This window comes from Paenibacillus sp. FSL H7-689 (assembly GCF_000517905.1).
Taxonomy (GTDB): Bacteria; Bacillota; Bacilli; order Paenibacillales; family Paenibacillaceae; genus Paenibacillus; species Paenibacillus amylolyticus.
In genome coordinates this window covers 44,684-62,428 of sequence record NZ_ASPU01000014.1, presented here as the reverse complement: position 1 = coordinate 62,428, position 17,745 = coordinate 44,684, and the positions used below count along the sequence as shown (strand labels likewise).

Sequence of the window (17,745 nt, the reverse complement as noted above, 5' to 3'; positions counted from 1 at the left end):
TCAACGGTTAACCTCCTTGCTTTTGGGGATACGAATCATAAATGTGCTGCCTTCCATATAGGTACTTTCCATTTCAACGCCATAAGCTGGTCCAAAATAGAGTCGAATCCGGTGATGTACATTGAGCAGACCAAATCCGCCTTCCTGCTCGTCATCTTGGGGTGAACGGGAACCGGCCGGCTTCTCCAGCTCTTCACGTAATTGTGCCAATCGATCCGCAGACATGCCAATTCCGTTGTCCTGTACGGTGAGAATGATGCTATTGTCCTCTACATATCCGTGTATGGATATCAGCCCTTGACCGCGTTTGTTCTTGATCCCATGGTAGAGCGCGTTTTCAATCAGGGGCTGCAGCGTCATCTTCAAAATGGGATAATCCTGAAGCTCACGATCAACGCTGATCTCGTAGGTGAGAATATCGTGGTACCTCATCTGTTGAATAACCAAGTAACTCCGCGCATGTTCAAGCTCGGTTTGAATGGATACCCAGTCGAATCCTTTGTTCAGACTCAAACGAAAGAACTTCGAGAGGGCCTGCACAAGTTTGATTACATTTTCTTTTTTCTCTGCTTCAGCCATCCATAGGATGGATTCCAACGTGTTATACAGGAAATGAGGGTTGATTTGAGCTTGCAACGTACGTAGTTCAGCTATTTTCACCTGTTCATTCTCTCGAATGCTCTTTTCGATTAGCATTTTGAGCTTATCCAGCATCACATTGAAACTTTTGCCCAGATCAGCAATTTCGTCTGAGCCATGTGGTGTGACTTTGGCTTCCAAGTAACCGTTTGCAGCTTTACGCATCTTGTTCATCAGAATTCGGATGGGAAGAATCAGTCGGTTATTCAGGAAAAAATATAACGATATCGCAAAGAAAGCACTTAACAAAACCGTAATGATGATCAATTGGCGAATGCTATTGGCCTCTGCAATGATTTCCTGATAAGGAGCTACCCCGATCATTTTCCATCCGGTCTGTTTTGAGGTGCTGTATACAACAAACTGGGGTTTGGATCCTGCAGACAGGATAAAGCTGTCGTGCTGTAGATGTAAAGGGACCGATCGGATCTGATCCATCATGGTTATGGATGCCGGGGTGACATCCGGCCTGAAGAGTGTATTTCCGTATTGATCACTAATATAGAAAAAACCGGAATCCTTAATGGGGGTATTCGTCAAAAAATCATCAATGAATGAATCATTCAAATCAATCACTATGAACCCGATGACCTCATGCGTAATTCGCTCTTTGACCGTGGTTATAATTGAAAGCGCATTCTGTTTAGGGTAAGCAAACCCATCCAGCCTGTTATATTCGGCATAGGCTGCAGAATGAGGGATGCGCAGAATGGCATCCGGATACTGTATCAGATACTTGAAGTACGGGTTACGCAGCGGATTTCGTTCCAGCTTGAACACGCCTTTTCGTTCACTTATGCCTTTTCCATAGAAATTCACGAATGAGATATTAAGTACCTTGTCATACTTGTAGGTTTCCCGATAAAGATTGTATGTCTGAAGGATGGCTTTGGCTTCCGGGTAGGACTCCGATTGAGAATACAAGTATTGAAGCACTTGCGGGTTCTTGCCCAGTTCGAGTAGCCGTTCCGTATCCTCAAACAAGATGTCAATGTTCCTAGCAAGCTGGTCGGCAACCAGCTGTGTCGAGGCCTTGTTATGATTGGATACGACCGTATAGGATTTGTGGTAAGAAATCAATCCAACCACGATCAGTGGTACTGAACTGAGGATGATAAACATGCTGAGTAATTTAAGCCTGAGGCTTGAAGCAATCCATTGAATGAGTTTCAACGTTTTCCACTCCATCTGAAGGGATCAAAAATGTATCATTAGTATAACATGATTTTCTAATATGTAAGAGAATCGCTAAATACTACACAATTAAACAAAGAAATTACACTTTTTAAACTTCATTCTTTGAAATTACTAAATTATTACATAAATAAAGTATGAGACTCCATATAAGCTTGGAATGAAAGCGTTCTATAATGTGGTCACACCACAAGGTGAAACGAAAAAAGGGAGGATCACAACATGCGAACCAAAAAAAAGTGGGGACTTGCCATAACATTGGCTATGGTGATGCTGGTCAGCACGGCATGTAGCAGTACCAATGGAGGAGCAGGCTCCGATAATGAAACTTCAACGAGTGGGAATGGCAGTACACCTGCCAGCGCCAAAACAATTACGCTTGGTTTTTCGCAGGTTGGTGCGGAGAGTGGCTGGCGTTCGGCGAATACCAAGTCGATTCAGGATTCAGCCAAAGAAGCGGGTTATGATTTGAAATTCTCCGATGCGCAGCAGAAGCAGGAAAATCAAATTAAAGCTTTGCGATCCTTCATACAACAGAAGGTGACGGTGATTGCTTTTTCCCCTGTTGTAGAATCCGGTTGGGATACCGTATTGAAGGAAGCGAAGGATGCAGGAATTCCCGTGATTTTGACGGACCGTGCTGTGGATTCGCCGGATAAAACCCTCTACAAAACCTTTATTGGTTCCGACTTTGTAGAAGAAGGACGCAAAGCAGGTCAGTGGCTTAGTGACCAATACAAGGACACACAAGACGAAATCAACATTGTTGAGCTGCAGGGTACAACAGGCTCCGCACCAGCGAATGACCGTCAAGAGGGCTTTATGGAATTGATTGCTTCCAATTCGAAGCTTAAAGTGATTGCTTCACAATCGGGTGACTTTACACGTGCCAAAGGCAAAGAAGTCATGCAAGCTTTCCTCAAAGCACATAAAAAAATAGATGTTCTCTATGCACATAATGACGATATGGCACTTGGGGCAATCCAGGCCATTGAAGCGGCAGGATTGAAACCAGGCGTAGATATTACCATTATCTCTGTGGATGCCGTGAAGGATGGTATGCAGGCTGCTGCTGATGGCAAAATCAACTTTATCGTTGAATGTAATCCGTTGTTAGGACCTCAATTAATGGAAGCGGTTCAATCGGTAGTGGACGGGAAAGACATCGAACCCCGAATCGTTACGGATGAGACGACCTTCACATCGGAGCAAGCCAAAGAAGCATTGCCAACACGTGAATATTAAAGCAGATTCGTATAACACCGAAAAGTCATTTTTCGACCAGGCTGTCGCTAAATGACTTTTTTCCATAACAAAGGAGAGGGTTATATGGCCGAGCAAGCACCCATTTTGCAAATGACAGGCATCACCAAACAATTTCCCGGGGTTAAAGCGCTATCCAGCGTCAGCTTTCGCTTGTTTCCGGGCGAGATTCATGCCTTGATGGGTGAGAATGGAGCGGGGAAGTCGACGCTTATTAAAGTTCTGACTGGCGTTTATTCCATTGATGAAGGAACGGTAACCATGGATAACCGGCATCTTTCGATCTCCGGTCCGCTTGAAGCGCAAAAGGCGGGAATCAGTACCGTTTATCAAGAGGTCAATCTTTGTCCGAACTTAACGGTCGCTGAGAATATTTTCATCGGGCGGGAGCCGATGCGATTTGGCAAAATCAATTGGAAGCAAATGAACAAAGATGCGGAGAACATTCTGCGAGACAGATTACATCTGTCCATAGACGTTAAGGCTCCTTTACAGACTTACTCGGTCGCGATGCAACAACTGATTGCAATTGCAAGAGCACTCAGCATCTCGGCAAAAGTGCTCATATTGGATGAACCCACATCCAGTCTGGACAAAAACGAGGTTCAGCAACTGTTTCGTATTATGCACAAATTAAAGAGTGAAGGTCTCGCAATTCTTTTTGTTACTCATTTTCTTGATCAGGTATACGAAATGTCGGATCGTCTAACGGTGCTCCGTAACGGGGAATTGGAAGGAGAGTACATAGCCGCAGAACTTCCACGCATGGAACTGGTTCTCAAGATGATCGGCAAGGAACTCGAGGTGCTTGAGGAGCTTCCGAAGGAAGCGGATGCTGCCCAGGCGGAGTCGGGAGAACTGTTAATTACCGCTAAGGCACTTGGACGCAAAGGAGCAATTGAGCCATTTGATCTGGACATTCGCAAAGGAGAAGTCGTGGGCTTGGCTGGGTTATTGGGGTCTGGTCGTACCGAGATCGCTCGCCTTTTCTTTGGTGCAGATCGTTCAGATGTAGGCAAGCTGCTCGTTGTAGATACAGGAAGTACGGTCAAGTCGCCGCGTCATGCAATTGATCAGAATATTGCTTTTTGCTCCGAGAACCGTAAAACCGAAGGCATAATCGATGATTTGACCATTCGGGAGAACATTATTCTGGCTTTACAAGCGACACGAGGCTGGTCCAAACCCATCTCACGCAAGAAACAGGATGAGATCGCCGAAAAGTACATCAACCTGTTAAATATCCATCCGAAAAACCCGGAGCATTTAATTAAAAATCTGAGCGGCGGTAATCAGCAAAAGGTGTTGCTTGCACGGTGGTTGCTGATGAACCCCGATCTGTTGATTCTCGATGAACCTACGCGTGGAATTGATATCGGTGCCAAGACTGAAATACAGAAGCTGGTGCTCTCTCTGTCGAAGCAGGGCATGGCCGTGCTGTTCATTTCGTCCGAGCTGGAAGAAGTGATTCGTGTCAGCCACCGGATTGCCGTAATCCGGGACCGCAAAAAAGTGCAAGAACTTAGCGGGGATCAGATCCATCAACAGCAAATCATGAAAGCAATGGCAGGAGGTTAAAGAGATGGCGGGCAAGATGCGTAAACATCATTTGTTTTGGCCGTTATGTATGCTTGGTTTACTTTTAATCTTTAATTTGCTGTACTCTCCGGATTTCTTCTCCCTCGTCATGCGTGAAGGGAATCTGTATGGCAGCTTGATTGATATTCTCAATTTTGGAGCGCCCTTAATTCTGGTATCGATCGGTATGACACTTGTGATTGCGACCGGAGGTATCGATTTGTCCGTGGGCTCCATTGTAGCGATCTCCGGTGCCGTGGCTTGTATGAGCATCAGCAGAGGAGTGGATCAGAATTCGCTCGGGCTTATGTTGGGCGCACTTGGATTATCTATAGGTCTCTCACTGATCTTGGGCATATGGAATGGGGCGCTGGTTTCGGTTGCCCGAATCCAACCCATTATTGCAACGCTTATTCTGATGGTAGCTGGACGTGGGATTGCGCAATTGATTACGAGTGGACAGATTATTACTGTATCCAACGCAAACTATGCCTATATCGGGGCAGGTTCGCTTGCAGCATTGCCTTTTTCCATCTTCATCGTATTAACTGTACTGCTTGTTGCCTCACTGTTGACGAGAAAAACGGCACTGGGACTGTTTATTGAATCGGTTGGAAGTAACGCAAACGCGAGCCAACTGGCAGGTATTCGTTCAAAAACGGTTATTCTCACGGTATATGTCTTCTGTGGTCTGTGTGCCGGCATTGCCGGGCTTATTCTCAGCTCGAATGTATCCAGTGCGGATGGCAATAACGCAGGTCTGTGGTATGAACTTGATGCCATTCTTGCTGTAGTCATCGGGGGTACTTCGCTCAATGGTGGTCGTTTCTATCTAATGGGTACCGTCGTTGGAGCACTCATTATCCAAACCTTAACAACGACGATCTATATGATTGGAGTCCCGCCAGAAGTTACGTTGGTTGTCAAAGCCTTTGTAGTACTGGCCGTATGTTTGATTCAATCCGATTCATTCCGCAATTCCATGGTGATCCGTTGGAAAAAACGGAAGTTTCCAGCCGAACAGGGGGTTAACCGCCATGTTTCTTAATCGTAAGTATCTCCCGGTCTTTGTCACCTTCGGTTTGCTGGCCGTGATGTTTGCCATAGGCTCTTTCCGGTATACGGGGTTCTTTTCCACACAGGTACTGCTTAATCTTCTCATTGATAACGCATTTCTGATTATCACGGCAATTGGCATGACTTTTGTGATTGTATCGGGAGGAATCGACCTGTCGGTAGGATCTGTCATTGCGCTGACGACCATCATTAGCGCAAGTCTGGTCGAGAAGCAAGGATGGTCGCCTGCGATCGTTATACCTATGGTGCTTGTCATGGGTGCGTTGTTTGGCACAGTCATGGGGGCGATCATCCACTATTTTAAAATTCAGCCTTTCATCGTGACACTGGCAGGCATGTTTTTGGCGCGGGGGCTGTGTTATGTCATCAGTCTCGACACCATTACCATTACGAATCCATTTTACACACAGGTTGCGCAGGCGAAGATTTCCCTGCCAGGGGGCAGCTTTGTCTCCATTAATGTGATTATTGCTCTGGTCATTGTACTACTCGCGATCTACCTGGCACATTACACCCGGTTTGGGCGCAACGTTTACGCCATCGGCGGAAGCGAGCAATCCGCGTTGCTCATGGGACTGCCGGTTGCACGTACCAAAATCCTGGTGTACACGTTCAGCGGTTTGTGTTCCGCGCTTGCCGGTGTTGTCTTTACCTTCTATATGTTATCCGGTTATGGATTACACGCCATGGGTCTTGAACTCGATACCATTGCCGCTGTTGTAATAGGAGGCACCTTGTTAACAGGTGGTGTAGGATATGTGGCGGGAACCTTTATTGGTGTATTGATCCAGGGGGCTATCCAAACTATAATTAGCTTCGAAGGTACGCTCAGCTCATGGTGGACCAAGATTGTGATTGGCCTGATGCTGTTTGTTTTTATTTTGTTCCAACGACTTCTTAGCGGGCGGCGAGTATCCTCGAAATCACTGCATTAAGTTGATCGAATTAAATGATATTGAACACGGATACCGAAACAATGATATAACAATATGCGCTCTGCATTGGTGAATGTTGAGCGTAACATGGAGATGGGGGATGCGTGAGTGAGAAGACATGTGAACTGGTTGTGTTTGTTCATTCTACTGCTGCTTGTCGGCTGCACAACCCCTGAGTCTGAATCTGTTCCTCCTCCCATCTCGTCTAACAACTTAGAAACTCTTCCCTCCGTTGAGGAATGGATGGAATCAGCGGTAGCAAGGGATACCTCTACGAAACCGATTGTCTTAGGTTTTTCACAACTGGGCAGAGAGAGTGCCTGGCGTCTGGCAAACTCCACGTCTATTCGCAATGCTGCGGCTGAATCGGGAATCTCCCTTGTAATAAAAAATGCAGAACAGTCTCAGACGAAACAGTTCGAGGCTGTTCGGTCGTTCATCAGGCAAAAGGTGGATGTCATTGCCATTGCACCGGTCGTGGAATCGGGCTGGGATGGTATTCTTCAGGAGGCCAGGGATGCAGGTATACCCGTGATTATCGTAGACCGGTCAGTTGATGTCAAAGACACTTCACTTTTTGTGACAACGATTGGATCGGACTTTTATGAGGAAGGTGTGAAGGCTGGGAAGTACATTCAGGATCGGATGCGAAATCATCCGGGTTTGATACGGATTGCCGAACTGCAAGGCACGAGTGGTTCTACACCCTCTATCCAGCGTGGCGAGGGATTTAGAAGCATTTTCGAAACCAGAGCAGATATCATCTTCTCACAAAGTGCTCCTGCCGATTTTACGGAGGACAATGGGAAACAAGTGATGAAAGAATTCCTTCAGGTCCCGGAAGACGAACGGCCGCAGGTTCTTTTTGCCCATAATGATGAAATGGCTTTTGGCGCTATACAAGCGATAGAAGAAGTTGGGCTGAAGCCGGGAGAGGACATTATCATTGTCTCGGTGGACGGCTCCCGCAAAGCAATTGAAATTCTGGCGAGTGGGAAAATCAACGCTGTGGTGGAATGTAACCCGCTGCTTGGTCCTCAGCTTATGCAGGCTACAAAAGAAATTATTGCAGGGCGTACACTCTCAAAGCGCATGGTGCCCCCGGAGGATATTTTTACACAGGAGAGTGCTGGACGGGAGATGTACAACAGGAGATTCTAGAATATGTGGATAAATAGAACATTTTGGATAAAATTCAATTTACTTTAAATAAACTTATCGTTTATACTGAACTCACCTTGAACTAAAAGCTCTTCTCTATGAGAAAGGACGTAGCGGATTACATACTTTTGAAAGCGCTTTTTTCGAGGGGTGAGAGTTCGATAAAGAGAGGGAGTGTAGAAGGTAGTATGCTGTGAATATATTATGAGGAGGTAATTTTATGTTCAAAGTTAAGCTGGCAAAGGCGGTAATATCTCTCGCACTTTTCGGTACCTTGTTTTCTATTCCGGGGGTGCCTGATGCTCGTGCTGCAGATGCAAGTTGTCCGAATGGTTATGTAGGTCTGACGTTTGATGACGGCCCATCTGGAAATACAACAAACATGCTTAACGCGTTGAAGCAGGCTGGCTTACGGGCAACGATGTTCAATGTTGGACAAAATGCACAAAATAATAAATCTCTGGTTTCTGCACAAGTAGCAGCTGGTATGTGGATTGGCAATCATTCCTATACACATCCAAACATGACTACATTGAACAGTTCTCAGATGTCGTCAGAGATTACTCGGACACAACAGACGATCCAGTCTATTACCGGAAGTTCACCTAAACTGTTCAGACCTCCTTACGGTGCGACAAATGCGACCTTGAAATCCGTTGTGAGCCAAAACGGCCTGAAGGAAGTACTGTGGAACGTAGATTCCCAAGACTGGAATGGCGCCAGCGCAGCCCAGATCGTAGCAGCTGTGAATACGATGAAAAGTGGTGACGTCATACTAATGCATGATCAGTACCAGACGACACTTCAGGCCATTCCGCAGATTGCACAAAATCTGAAGAATCGTGGCCTTTGCTCAGGTATGATCTCATCAACTACCGGTCGGGCAGTCGCACCAGATAATAGCACTACCAATCCCCCGAATAACGGAACAAAAGTGGAAGCTGAGAACATGACCAAAGGTGGACAATACACCGGCAATATCAGTTCTCCTTTCAATGGTGTGGTCCTTTATGCCAACAATGATTTGGTTAAATACACTCAGAATTTTGCAACGAGCACTCATAATTTCTCGCTTCGTGGAGCTTCAAACAATGCCAACATGGCTAGAGTTGATTTGAAGATTGGCGGACAGACGAAGGGAACCTTTTACTTTGGCGGAAGCGCTCCAGCGGTTTATACCCTGAATAATATCAGCCATGGGACGGGAAATCAGGTCATTGAGTTGGTTGTAACAGCCGATGATGGGACATGGGATATTTATATCGATTACTTGGAAATACATTAACAAGCTAAGGTTGATTGAAAAATAATGCACTATAATGAAATCCCGTTGGGTTGACCCAATGGGATTTCATTATGTTTTTTGCCATTTTGTAACACAAAAGTGGAAGGGAAACATTTATAATGGATGAAATTGTATATGAGAAGAATTGTTTCTATTGAAAAATTTCATTGAATGGGAGTGAAAGGATCAAATGATTATCATGATTAACGGAGCGTTTGGTTCGGGAAAAACTTCTGCAGCTGAAGCACTTCAGCCCTTAATTGCAAACAGCATGATCTACGATCCTGAAGAAATAGGATATATGCTGAGAAAACTTCTTCCGGAGAATTGTAGAGAGGAAAGGGAACGTACGGATGATTTTCAAGATATCGATTTATGGAAAATTCTAACCGTAAAGACGGCTAAAGAAGTAAAGCAGAAATACAACAAACACTTAATTATCCCCATGACCATCTATAAAGAGGAAAACTTTCATTACATCTATAACGGGTTAAAAGAGATCGATCAGGACATTCATCATTTTTGCCTTACGGCTACAGAAGAGACGATTTATCATCGTTTGGCTAAACGTGGAGATGAGTATGGAGGCTGGCAGTATCAACAAGCACCAAAGTGTGTTGAAGCTTTCAAGGATGAAAAATTTCAAACTCGCATTATTACCGATCATCTGGAGACTAGTGAAATCATAGAACTCATATTGAGGAAGGTCCTATCCAAATAATTATCATTTTTTATTAAGGAGGATTTTAGGATGATGATTGTACATGTACTCTTAAGAAAAGAGTGGGAAGCCGCGTTGATTAATGGAATTCTAAAATAAAGTCAGAAGATATATGGGAAGATCTGTATAATGAAGGCAGGGAATATCCTCATATTTACGGTGAATTAAATCTAGACGCTGGTTTCGTTGAAGAAATTGAACAGAAGAGGATGGAACCTAATTGACGACTGTGACTTTTGAAGAGGTAACCGAACAGCACCTCCCTGAAATTAGAGAGATTTATAACTATTATGTAATGAATACAACAATTTCGTTTCATACGGAGGAATTAGATCTTGATCAGATTAAATCCTCTGTCATGAACAAGGATACACGGTATAAAACTTATGTAATTCTTGAAACCGATCAAATGATGGGCTATGTTCTGATCACCCAATATAAGAGTAAACAGGCATATGACATTTGTGGTGAAGTCACCATATATTTGAAGCCCGATATTTTGGGAAAAGGCTTGGGGAATCAAGCATTACGTTTTATTGAGAAGATTGCAAAAGAACAAAGATTCCATACCTTAATTGCGACGATTTGCATGGAGAATACAAGAAGTAAATCATTATTTGAGAGAAATGGTTATGAACAATGTGCTCTGTTTAAAGAGATTGGATATAAATTCGATAGAAAACTGGATATTGGAAGTTTCCAAAAGATATTGTAAGGAGAATACGAAATGAGTAGAAACCTATATATTATATCTGGACCCCCTGGAGTAGGGAAATCTACAACTTCCAAGCTGCTGGTTCAGACTTTAGATAAAAGTGCCTACATTTCTGGAGATGCGGTTAGTCACTTTCCGGTCAAAGGGAGAGGTAAACCCTGGCTTGATAAGGATACAAACGACTTAACTTGGAAAAATATATCTAGCCTAGTGAAAAACTTGTTGGATTATAAATACGATGTAGTGCTGGACTATGTGGCCTTTCCGGAAGACATTGATGGGTTAATGACAGAATTGGCAGACTATCATGTTCGCATAATCTATGTTGTATTAATGGTTGATCGTCAAACCATTATTCGTAGAGACCGTCTAAGAGCAGAAGAATATCAAATGAAAGAAAGAAGTATAATTCTGCTGGATGAGTTTGAAAATCATCCTGATCTGAGAGTAGATAACAAGCTGTATACTAATCATTTTACAGAAGCACAATTACCTGGAATAGTAAGTGAGATTATAAATAATGAGAAATATCGAGTGAAATAACTGCACTGTTATTATGCTTCGAATTGAAAATGATAAGAGGGTGAGCAGATGAACAGAGGAATACGTTTTGAAATACCAAATGCCTATGGTCATTTTCTTGGGGAGATTTTAAAACCAATGGAAGTATCTAATTTCGATTGGTTTATTGGTGAGGAGGAGTCCTACTTCGTTGTTGATGATACGTTAGGGGATGATCTTTTTCCGGATATGATTATGGGCATGAATGGAGAAGAATTACAGAAGATTATTGATAACAACGAGTATTATTTAATATTTGCGAATTTAAAAGCATTTCCAAAAGGCACACAAATAACAGATATTATCACCTATGAAGATTATATGTTGAGTGACTGTCAGATGGTTCTTCTTGTGATCGATAGTACCTACGTCACGGTTTATTGTAAGGATTTAGAGAAAGTCGAGGAATTGTATAATCATATAAATAGACAGGGATTTGAATCTCTCGAATATTTAACAGATGAGAATGATGCTAGGACAAAACTATCGGTCTGGTGATAAAGAAGCATGGGATTAACTGCTAAGGTTTGATAGAACTTCCCATGCTTTCGTTGTTATGCATTAGCATAGCGTTGAGTTTAGGTGTTAGGTGTTAACGCTAACGAACCTGACACATCTTATTCGGGAATTTGAAACGCCCTCCGAAATCTAAGAAATCTGAGACACGCTATACCAGAAAAAATAGACTTTTGTAGCATTTTTGTCAGATGATTTTGAGAAATAAGATATCTCATGTTCCCTACAATTTTAAAAGAGGACCTGAAGGCCGAATAAGATGTCCTGTGTTCCTTAGAAAATCGCATGGCCATTCGCCAGCATCAGCCACCCTGAACTTTAGGGATTTTCGGACGGTAAGCTGGCACCCATCATCGTTTACTTGCCTGAGTTTGAAGACACACTCTAGTCCGTTTCCCCCATGATATTTGAATGTGTATGAATACGATTACATCTTTATGAATGAAGAAGGAGTTGAGAGAAAAATGGAGACAGAACGACTTATATTTCGGAAATATACTAAAAATGATTTCGATTTACTTTTTGAGATGACACGTGAGCCAAATATGATGAAATTTATTAGACATGGAGGACCCTGGACGAAGGAAGAAACCATGCAAAGCCTGGAAAAGTTCATCAACTGGAATAAAGATGATAAAGGGCTGTTCCTCGCATTTAATAAAGAGGATAACAAGTTAATTGGAACCTCCGGACTGATTCCTCAAAGCATTGAAGGCACTCATGAGCTTGAAGTTGGTTACTGGGTTATAGAGCAATACTGGGGAATGGGTTACGGATATGAACAAGCAAAAGCGTGGAAAGAATATGGCATGGATCACTTGAAACAGAAAAGATTAATATCTTTAATTCAACATGGCAATGTGGGTTCTATGAAAGTCGCGCAAAAGAATGGCATGAAACACGAGAAGGACGTAGACATAATAGGGAAAAATGTAGCGGTATACTCGATTGAGGTGAAGTGAATATGACTCCTTTTCCTGAACTTGAAACCAAAGGACTGCTGTTAAGAGAGATTAAACAGAGTGATTCCCAAGACATATTTCAATATTTTTCGTCAGATGAAGTTACAAGATTCTACGATGTAGAAAGTTTCACAAATTTAAAACAAGCAGAAGAACTTATACAAAGGTGGAAAGAACGATTTGAGAATGGTCAGGTCATCCGCTGGGGAATTGCTTTGAAATCGGACAACAGAATTATTGGAACATGCGGATTTCATGGTTGGATGAAACAACATCATAAAGCTGTGTTGGGATATGAGTTAGCACCAGAGTTCTGGCGGCAGGGTTACATGACCGAGGTAACTCAGAAAATCGTTGAATATGGATTCAAGAACCTTGAATTAAACAGAATTGAAGCATTTGTAGAGCCAGAGAACGCGGGATCAAGAAAGTTGCTTGAGAAAATTGGGTTCAGTGAAGAAGGCATATTTAAAGAACATTATTATTGGAAAAATCGATTTGTTGATAATGTCATCTATGCATTTTTGAAGAAAGAATATGTATGAGAATACGAATTATTGGATCTTGCGGTAGTGGGAAATCAACATTAGCCAAAGAATTGTCGGATAAATACGGTATTCCTTCCTATGAATTAGACAATCTCATATGGGACAGAAGCGCCGAAAATCTGAGATATCCTGAAAGTGTTAGGGATGAATTGATCCAATCTATTGTCAGTTCAGAGGCTTGGATCATAGAAGGAGTGCAGTGCAAAGATTGGACCATTAAGTCCATCCAGGAAGCGGATTTGATTTTTGTATTAGCTCCAAATGTTTTCATTAGAGATTATCGGATTATAAAGAGGTTTGTATTGTCCAGAATGGGTTTGCAACCGTCGAATTACAATCAGTCATTCAAGAACCTATGCAAGATGATTGTGAAATGGAACCATCAATATAATATAGAAGAAGTTATATGTACAATTAACACAAACCATAAGAACGCAATAATCACGAAGAATAAAAAACAAGTGATACAGTTGATTGAACATCATTTGGAAGTGGTTGTAAGTGAAATTGAAAAGAACTTTAGAATCAAACAAGGATTGTCGAAAGAGGAGATGCAGTGGTGATTATAAGAATACAACCAGTCACCCGAGAGAATTGGGAAGAGGCGCTGAAGATCTCTTTGTATGAACACCAATTGTCATTAGTTCCATCTGTTATTGAGGGGATCGCTTACGCCTATATAAAACCGTGGGATGAAGCATTTGATCCTTACGTACTTGAGATTGATGGTAAGGTATTTGGTTTCTTTTATCTGAGTTATACGCCAGATAGTACAGATAATTACTGGATTGGTGGTTTTCAAATCGATCAATCCTATCAAGGCAAAGGAATGGGAAAGAGCGCTATAAGAGCCATTCTAGATTACATTACAAAACAGCATCCGTTGTGCAAGGTTATTTCATTAACGGTTGAACGTGATAACGAAATAGCACAGCATTTGTATAAGAGCATGTCCTTCATTAGTGAGAACAGAACCAATTCAGATGATGAAGTGATCTACAGGTTGGCAATAAAATGATAGACTCAATATTTCAGAGGGCAATATAACTTTGTTAACCAAAAGCGAGGATTGATTGCGGTATTCACAACGATTATATCCGATGATAGCTTGTTACCACTTCAATGGTTTAACAATTATATATTGAAAGAATAGTTGTTTATGGGAGAGATAACATGAGCCACTGGTTTGATCTAGATGAACTTGATCCGGAGTTAATCAAATTTGCAGTTGTGATCGCTAAATACAATAATAAATTCATCATTATAAAAAATAGGAAAAGAGGAGGTTGGGAGATCCCAGGAGGCAACAAAGAAATAGGGGAAACCATTTTACACACGGCAAGTCGAGAACTCTATGAAGAGACAGGGGCAGTACGCTTCGAATTAACACCTTATGGAGTATATGAATGGAATGGGAGCTTTGGTATGGTTTCTTATGCTGAGGTTAAATTGCTGGAGAGCTTACCGGAGTCTGAAATCGATGAAATAAAGCTTGTGGATGTATTACCTGAAGGGATGAACTTCGGAGATATGTTTTATCGTTTCTCAGACAGATGGGATGGACTTGAGAACTATAAGCTTAAGAAATACACTATCGAAATAAATCATTTGAATGAGTTACCTGAAATTAAAATAAGCTGATTTAAGTATCACGAACGAACAATAGCCGTTCCAATGGATATGTCAAAACTAATTGAAGAGAACAAGGAATACACTATTTTGTACGATAAAAGAGTATTTGATAAATACAGACTTCAATCTATAAAGCCATAGGATCTTAGAAATAACATGGGGAAGGAGAGATGGCAACAATCATGATAACGTATAGAACGATGACCCTTGATGATGTGAATCAGCTGCAGGAAATAGATCGCTCGGAACATATTGATCTCATTTATGAAATGAGAGAGAACCGATTGGTTGAACTTGAACAAAATCATGAATGCTCAAACTGGGATGAGATGCTTTTGAAAGAGATTCAAAATCGATATGTGTACGAATTAGAACAAGGTGGCATGGCATATGGTGCGTTTGCTGGCGATCAATTCATCGGATTTGGAGTACTGGCACATCAATATAGAGGAAAAGAACGAAATCAATTACAAGTTGACTTGATGTATGTCTCACGCGGGTACAGAAGACAAGGTATTGGAAAACGTATTCTAAACGAGTTAGGTGAAGAGGCTAAGAAACGTGGTGCACAGTATCTGTATATCTCCTCCACAGAGACGAAATCAGCGGTATCCTTTTATAAAAGTCAGGGCAGTCAGATTGCAAGTGAGATTGATCAAGAACTCTATGACAAAGAGCCGAAAGATATACACATGATAAAGGAGCTGGGCACATGAAAACGGTTGGGATACTCGGAACCATTCATAATCCAGAACTCAGAGAGCGATATCATTGTTCTCTTTCTCTTTACAAGAATGTGATAACTGAGTTTAAACCAGATCTCATTTGTGGTGAAGTTCATCCGTAGAGTTGGTTGAGGTATCTGAAGGACAAACATGATAGAGGATACTGGGGAGAACCAGCCAGTGAGTATTGGGAATTGGTCTTCCCTTTATGCGAGGAGCATAACATCCCATTTGTCCCTATTGCTGGTTTGAATTGGATGTGTGGAATGCTTTTGATCTATTCAACGGTTATTCGGACGTGGAACGTAAAGAACTTGAACAACGGGATGATCATTGGTTTGCAGAGCAAATGGAGACGTATCAGTTTGGCGAGATTCCTTTTAATTCAAAGGAGTTCGATCGTGTAACCAGACAAAAATATGAATGGTTGCATCAGGTAAACGCGAAGGCACAGAACTTTCGCTGGGTGGTCCGTAATCAGATTATGATTCAAAGAGTCAAAAATACAATTGAAGCTCATCCAGGAAAACGAATCCTCTGTATCGTTGGAGCCGATCACAATTACATCTTCCAAGAAGAGCTGAAGATAGAACCCGTTGAATTGTTGTATCCGTTACGATAAAGGAACCGTTGGTAGAATTACAAATGAAACTTATTATTTAAGGAGCATTACATGCGCAAAAAAATACGTAAAACACTCAAGTACAGCATATTCAGTATTATTTTAATAGTTATAGTAGCTCTGATATTTCCCACATGGACACCCAAAATTAAAGGTGAAAACAGCATCAGCATGTTAGAACAGGTCGAAATTAACGGTACAGGACATGAAGTCATGATCAGGGGTGTTGATCGGACTAACCCTATCCTGATTTTTGTGCATGGTGGGCCAGGATGCTCGGAGATTCCATACGTAAGGAAGTATCAGAAAGAGCTTGAGCAACACTTCACGGTGGTGCATTACGATCAACGTGGGAGTGGAAAGTCCTATCACTTTTTTGAAGATTACTCGAATCTCACAACAGATGTATTAGTAGATGATTTGTTAGCGTTAAGGGATTATGTATCTAAGGAGTTAGGTCAAGAGAAGGTTATATTAATCGGTCATTCATTTGGTACATACATCGGGATGAAAGCTGCGGCTAAAGCACCTACTCAGTTTCACGCTTATATAGGGATTGGACAGATGGCTAATACACTTCAGAGCGAACTGGAAAGTTTGGAGTACACGTACGAGCAAGCGAAACAAGCCGGTAATGAAGATGATGTTAAAAAACTGGAGCTAATCCGCAGCTCGATCGAGCAAGGAAAGGAACTTACGCCTAGAATTTTGTTGCAAAAGTACGGTGGTGCAGCCAGACTCATCAACGAGAATAGAGATTATATTTCAGGATTCCTTTTAAATCCCGAATATAATGGGCTGGATATGATTCGCTTTTATTCAGGGATGTTCAGTTCACAAGACATCTTACTGAGGGAAGCATTTGATCAAAATTTACCTGATATTGTTGATCATCTGGAGATTCCTACCTATTTTGTAACGGGTAAATATGATTATATGACCACTGCAAATGCAGCACGTGATTATTTTGACGTATTGGATGCACCGATCAAAGACTTCATTGTATTCAACGAGTCGGCGCATTACCCACAGCTTGAAGAGAAAGAAAAATTCGTAAAGTGGTTAAATGAGCTATTTTAATATGCATTGAGAGGAGCAAGATCATATTGTTAAATGAATTCATTGAGCTTGAAGAAGAGAGTGATGAGAGTTACCGGTGTTACACTCTGCAAAATACTGTGCAAATATTTAAACATTGCATACAGGATGAGGATTTAAATGACGTTCGAATATATGTGTCTACTAATATACCGTTAGATTCAGTTGTTCATAATATAGAAGACTACATTAAGTGGTTTTCAACGTGTGAGACTGTCTTTCGAGAATATTATGAGAATGAACTTCATGAAAAGGTACATCAGAATTGGTTTAATGAGATTGAAGTCTATCGTGTGGATATCACATTTAACAGTGTAACCGACTACGGCGCAACAATATCTTGCGGAGATCATATTTTGCGCGATCACATTATGATTATTGATTTTGATAGAGAACAAATCCAAGCAATCCACTTAAACGGATAGATGGATTATTTTGTAGTAAATAGTCACAAAAAACAATAAAGATATCGCTTTATTTTCCATAAATGTGTTATTATGTTGTTGTTGGACG

Annotated in this window: 20 protein-coding genes; 19 read left to right on the top strand and 1 reads right to left on the bottom strand. The window is 41.8% G+C overall.

The window, feature by feature from the left end; genetic code table 11:
- Positions 1–1,812, bottom strand: coding sequence for a cache domain-containing sensor histidine kinase (locus C170_RS09995; protein WP_036609096.1), 1,812 nt, complete (start codon positions 1,810–1,812; stop codon positions 1–3).
- 243 nt (positions 1,813–2,055) lie between these two features.
- Here C170_RS09995 and C170_RS09990 point away from each other — a divergent pair, with 243 nt between their 5' ends.
- From C170_RS09990 to C170_RS09900, 19 genes are all read left to right on the top strand, one after another.
- Entirely contained in the window at positions 2,056–3,078 is a 1,023-nt protein-coding gene (locus C170_RS09990) for an ABC transporter substrate-binding protein (RefSeq protein ID WP_017689009.1), read from the top strand.
- 84 nt (positions 3,079–3,162) lie between these two features.
- Positions 3,163–4,674 carry a sugar ABC transporter ATP-binding protein gene (locus C170_RS09985; protein WP_036609094.1) on the top strand — a complete coding sequence of 504 codons (1,512 nt, stop codon included), beginning with the start codon at positions 3,163–3,165 and terminating at the stop codon, positions 4,672–4,674.
- 4 nt (positions 4,675–4,678) lie between these two features.
- On the top strand, positions 4,679–5,722 hold the full coding sequence (locus tag C170_RS09980; RefSeq protein ID WP_081745908.1) for an ABC transporter permease: 1,044 nt from the start codon (positions 4,679–4,681) through the stop codon (positions 5,720–5,722).
- Positions 5,712–6,686 carry a galactofuranose ABC transporter, permease protein YjfF gene (gene yjfF, locus C170_RS09975; protein ID WP_017689006.1) on the top strand — a complete coding sequence of 325 codons (975 nt, stop codon included), beginning with the start codon at positions 5,712–5,714 and terminating at the stop codon, positions 6,684–6,686. Before C170_RS09980 ends, yjfF begins: the two co-directional genes overlap by 11 nt.
- Positions 6,687–6,794: 108 nt before the next feature.
- Positions 6,795–7,847 (top strand): ABC transporter substrate-binding protein, encoded by a 1,053-nt coding sequence (locus tag C170_RS09970; protein WP_036609093.1) that lies wholly within the window; start codon positions 6,795–6,797, stop codon positions 7,845–7,847.
- A 220-nt stretch (positions 7,848–8,067) separates the two neighbouring features.
- Positions 8,068–9,132, top strand: a complete 1,065-nt coding sequence (locus tag C170_RS09965) for a polysaccharide deacetylase family protein (protein WP_036609091.1) — start codon at positions 8,068–8,070, stop codon at positions 9,130–9,132.
- Between the two features lie 190 nt (positions 9,133–9,322).
- Positions 9,323–9,853, top strand: a complete 531-nt coding sequence (locus tag C170_RS09960; RefSeq protein ID WP_036609089.1) for an AAA family ATPase — start codon at positions 9,323–9,325, stop codon at positions 9,851–9,853.
- A 229-nt stretch (positions 9,854–10,082) separates the two neighbouring features.
- Positions 10,083–10,568 carry a GNAT family N-acetyltransferase gene (locus tag C170_RS09955; protein WP_235200751.1) on the top strand — a complete coding sequence of 162 codons (486 nt, stop codon included), beginning with the start codon at positions 10,083–10,085 and terminating at the stop codon, positions 10,566–10,568.
- 12 nt (positions 10,569–10,580) lie between these two features.
- Positions 10,581–11,111 (top strand): AAA family ATPase, encoded by a 531-nt coding sequence (locus tag C170_RS09950; RefSeq protein WP_036609085.1) that lies wholly within the window; start codon positions 10,581–10,583, stop codon positions 11,109–11,111.
- Positions 11,112–11,159: 48 nt separating this feature from the next.
- Positions 11,160–11,627 carry a DUF2691 family protein gene (locus C170_RS09945; RefSeq protein ID WP_036609083.1) on the top strand — a complete coding sequence of 156 codons (468 nt, stop codon included), beginning with the start codon at positions 11,160–11,162 and terminating at the stop codon, positions 11,625–11,627.
- Between the two features lie 482 nt (positions 11,628–12,109).
- Positions 12,110–12,607 (top strand): GNAT family N-acetyltransferase, encoded by a 498-nt coding sequence (locus C170_RS09940; RefSeq protein ID WP_036609081.1) that lies wholly within the window; start codon positions 12,110–12,112, stop codon positions 12,605–12,607.
- 2 nt (positions 12,608–12,609) lie between these two features.
- The gene (locus C170_RS09935) at positions 12,610–13,152 is read left to right on the top strand and encodes a GNAT family N-acetyltransferase (RefSeq protein WP_036609079.1); all 543 of its coding nucleotides are present in this window, start codon (positions 12,610–12,612) and stop codon (positions 13,150–13,152) included.
- Entirely contained in the window at positions 13,149–13,718 is a 570-nt protein-coding gene (locus tag C170_RS09930) for a hypothetical protein (RefSeq protein ID WP_036609077.1), read from the top strand. Before C170_RS09935 ends, C170_RS09930 begins: the two co-directional genes overlap by 4 nt.
- Positions 13,715–14,173, top strand: coding sequence for a GNAT family N-acetyltransferase (locus tag C170_RS09925; protein WP_036609075.1), 459 nt, complete (start codon positions 13,715–13,717; stop codon positions 14,171–14,173). Before C170_RS09930 ends, C170_RS09925 begins: the two co-directional genes overlap by 4 nt.
- Positions 14,174–14,328: 155 nt before the next feature.
- Positions 14,329–14,796: an NUDIX domain-containing protein gene (locus C170_RS09920; RefSeq protein WP_081745907.1), complete on the top strand. Its 468-nt coding sequence runs from the start codon at positions 14,329–14,331 to the stop codon at positions 14,794–14,796.
- Positions 14,797–14,969: 173 nt separating this feature from the next.
- Positions 14,970–15,503, top strand: a complete 534-nt coding sequence (locus tag C170_RS09915; RefSeq protein WP_036609403.1) for a GNAT family N-acetyltransferase — start codon at positions 14,970–14,972, stop codon at positions 15,501–15,503.
- Positions 15,504–15,765: 262 nt separating this feature from the next.
- On the top strand, positions 15,766–16,134 hold the full coding sequence (locus tag C170_RS31310) for a hypothetical protein (RefSeq protein ID WP_235200746.1): 369 nt from the start codon (positions 15,766–15,768) through the stop codon (positions 16,132–16,134).
- A gap of 51 nt (positions 16,135–16,185) precedes the next feature.
- The gene (locus C170_RS09905; RefSeq protein WP_036609073.1) at positions 16,186–17,214 is read left to right on the top strand and encodes an alpha/beta fold hydrolase; all 1,029 of its coding nucleotides are present in this window, start codon (positions 16,186–16,188) and stop codon (positions 17,212–17,214) included.
- A 26-nt stretch (positions 17,215–17,240) separates the two neighbouring features.
- Positions 17,241–17,657, top strand: coding sequence for a hypothetical protein (locus C170_RS09900; protein WP_051447111.1), 417 nt, complete (start codon positions 17,241–17,243; stop codon positions 17,655–17,657).
- The last annotated feature ends 88 nt before the right edge of the window (positions 17,658–17,745 follow it).

Excerpts from the sequence above, each read along its gene's own strand:
- C170_RS09990 (WP_017689009.1), top strand. The coding sequence starts at position 2,056 with ATGCGAACCAAAAAAAAGTGGGGACTTGCCATAACATTGGCTATGGTG.
- C170_RS09985 (WP_036609094.1), top strand. The coding sequence starts at position 3,163 with ATGGCCGAGCAAGCACCCATTTTGCAAATGACAGGCATCACCAAACAA.
- C170_RS09980 (WP_081745908.1), top strand. The coding sequence starts at position 4,679 with ATGGCGGGCAAGATGCGTAAACATCATTTGTTTTGGCCGTTATGTATG.
- yjfF (WP_017689006.1), top strand. The coding sequence starts at position 5,712 with ATGTTTCTTAATCGTAAGTATCTCCCGGTCTTTGTCACCTTCGGTTTG.
- C170_RS09965 (WP_036609091.1), top strand. The coding sequence starts at position 8,068 with ATGTTCAAAGTTAAGCTGGCAAAGGCGGTAATATCTCTCGCACTTTTC.
- C170_RS09960 (WP_036609089.1), top strand. The coding sequence starts at position 9,323 with ATGATTATCATGATTAACGGAGCGTTTGGTTCGGGAAAAACTTCTGCA.
- C170_RS09950 (WP_036609085.1), top strand. The coding sequence starts at position 10,581 with ATGAGTAGAAACCTATATATTATATCTGGACCCCCTGGAGTAGGGAAA.
- C170_RS09945 (WP_036609083.1), top strand. The coding sequence starts at position 11,160 with ATGAACAGAGGAATACGTTTTGAAATACCAAATGCCTATGGTCATTTT.
- C170_RS09940 (WP_036609081.1), top strand. The coding sequence starts at position 12,110 with ATGGAGACAGAACGACTTATATTTCGGAAATATACTAAAAATGATTTC.
- C170_RS09935 (WP_036609079.1), top strand. The coding sequence starts at position 12,610 with ATGACTCCTTTTCCTGAACTTGAAACCAAAGGACTGCTGTTAAGAGAG.
- C170_RS09930 (WP_036609077.1), top strand. The coding sequence starts at position 13,149 with ATGAGAATACGAATTATTGGATCTTGCGGTAGTGGGAAATCAACATTA.
- C170_RS09920 (WP_081745907.1), top strand. The coding sequence starts at position 14,329 with ATGAGCCACTGGTTTGATCTAGATGAACTTGATCCGGAGTTAATCAAA.
- C170_RS09915 (WP_036609403.1), top strand. The coding sequence starts at position 14,970 with ATGATAACGTATAGAACGATGACCCTTGATGATGTGAATCAGCTGCAG.
- C170_RS09905 (WP_036609073.1), top strand. The coding sequence starts at position 16,186 with ATGCGCAAAAAAATACGTAAAACACTCAAGTACAGCATATTCAGTATT.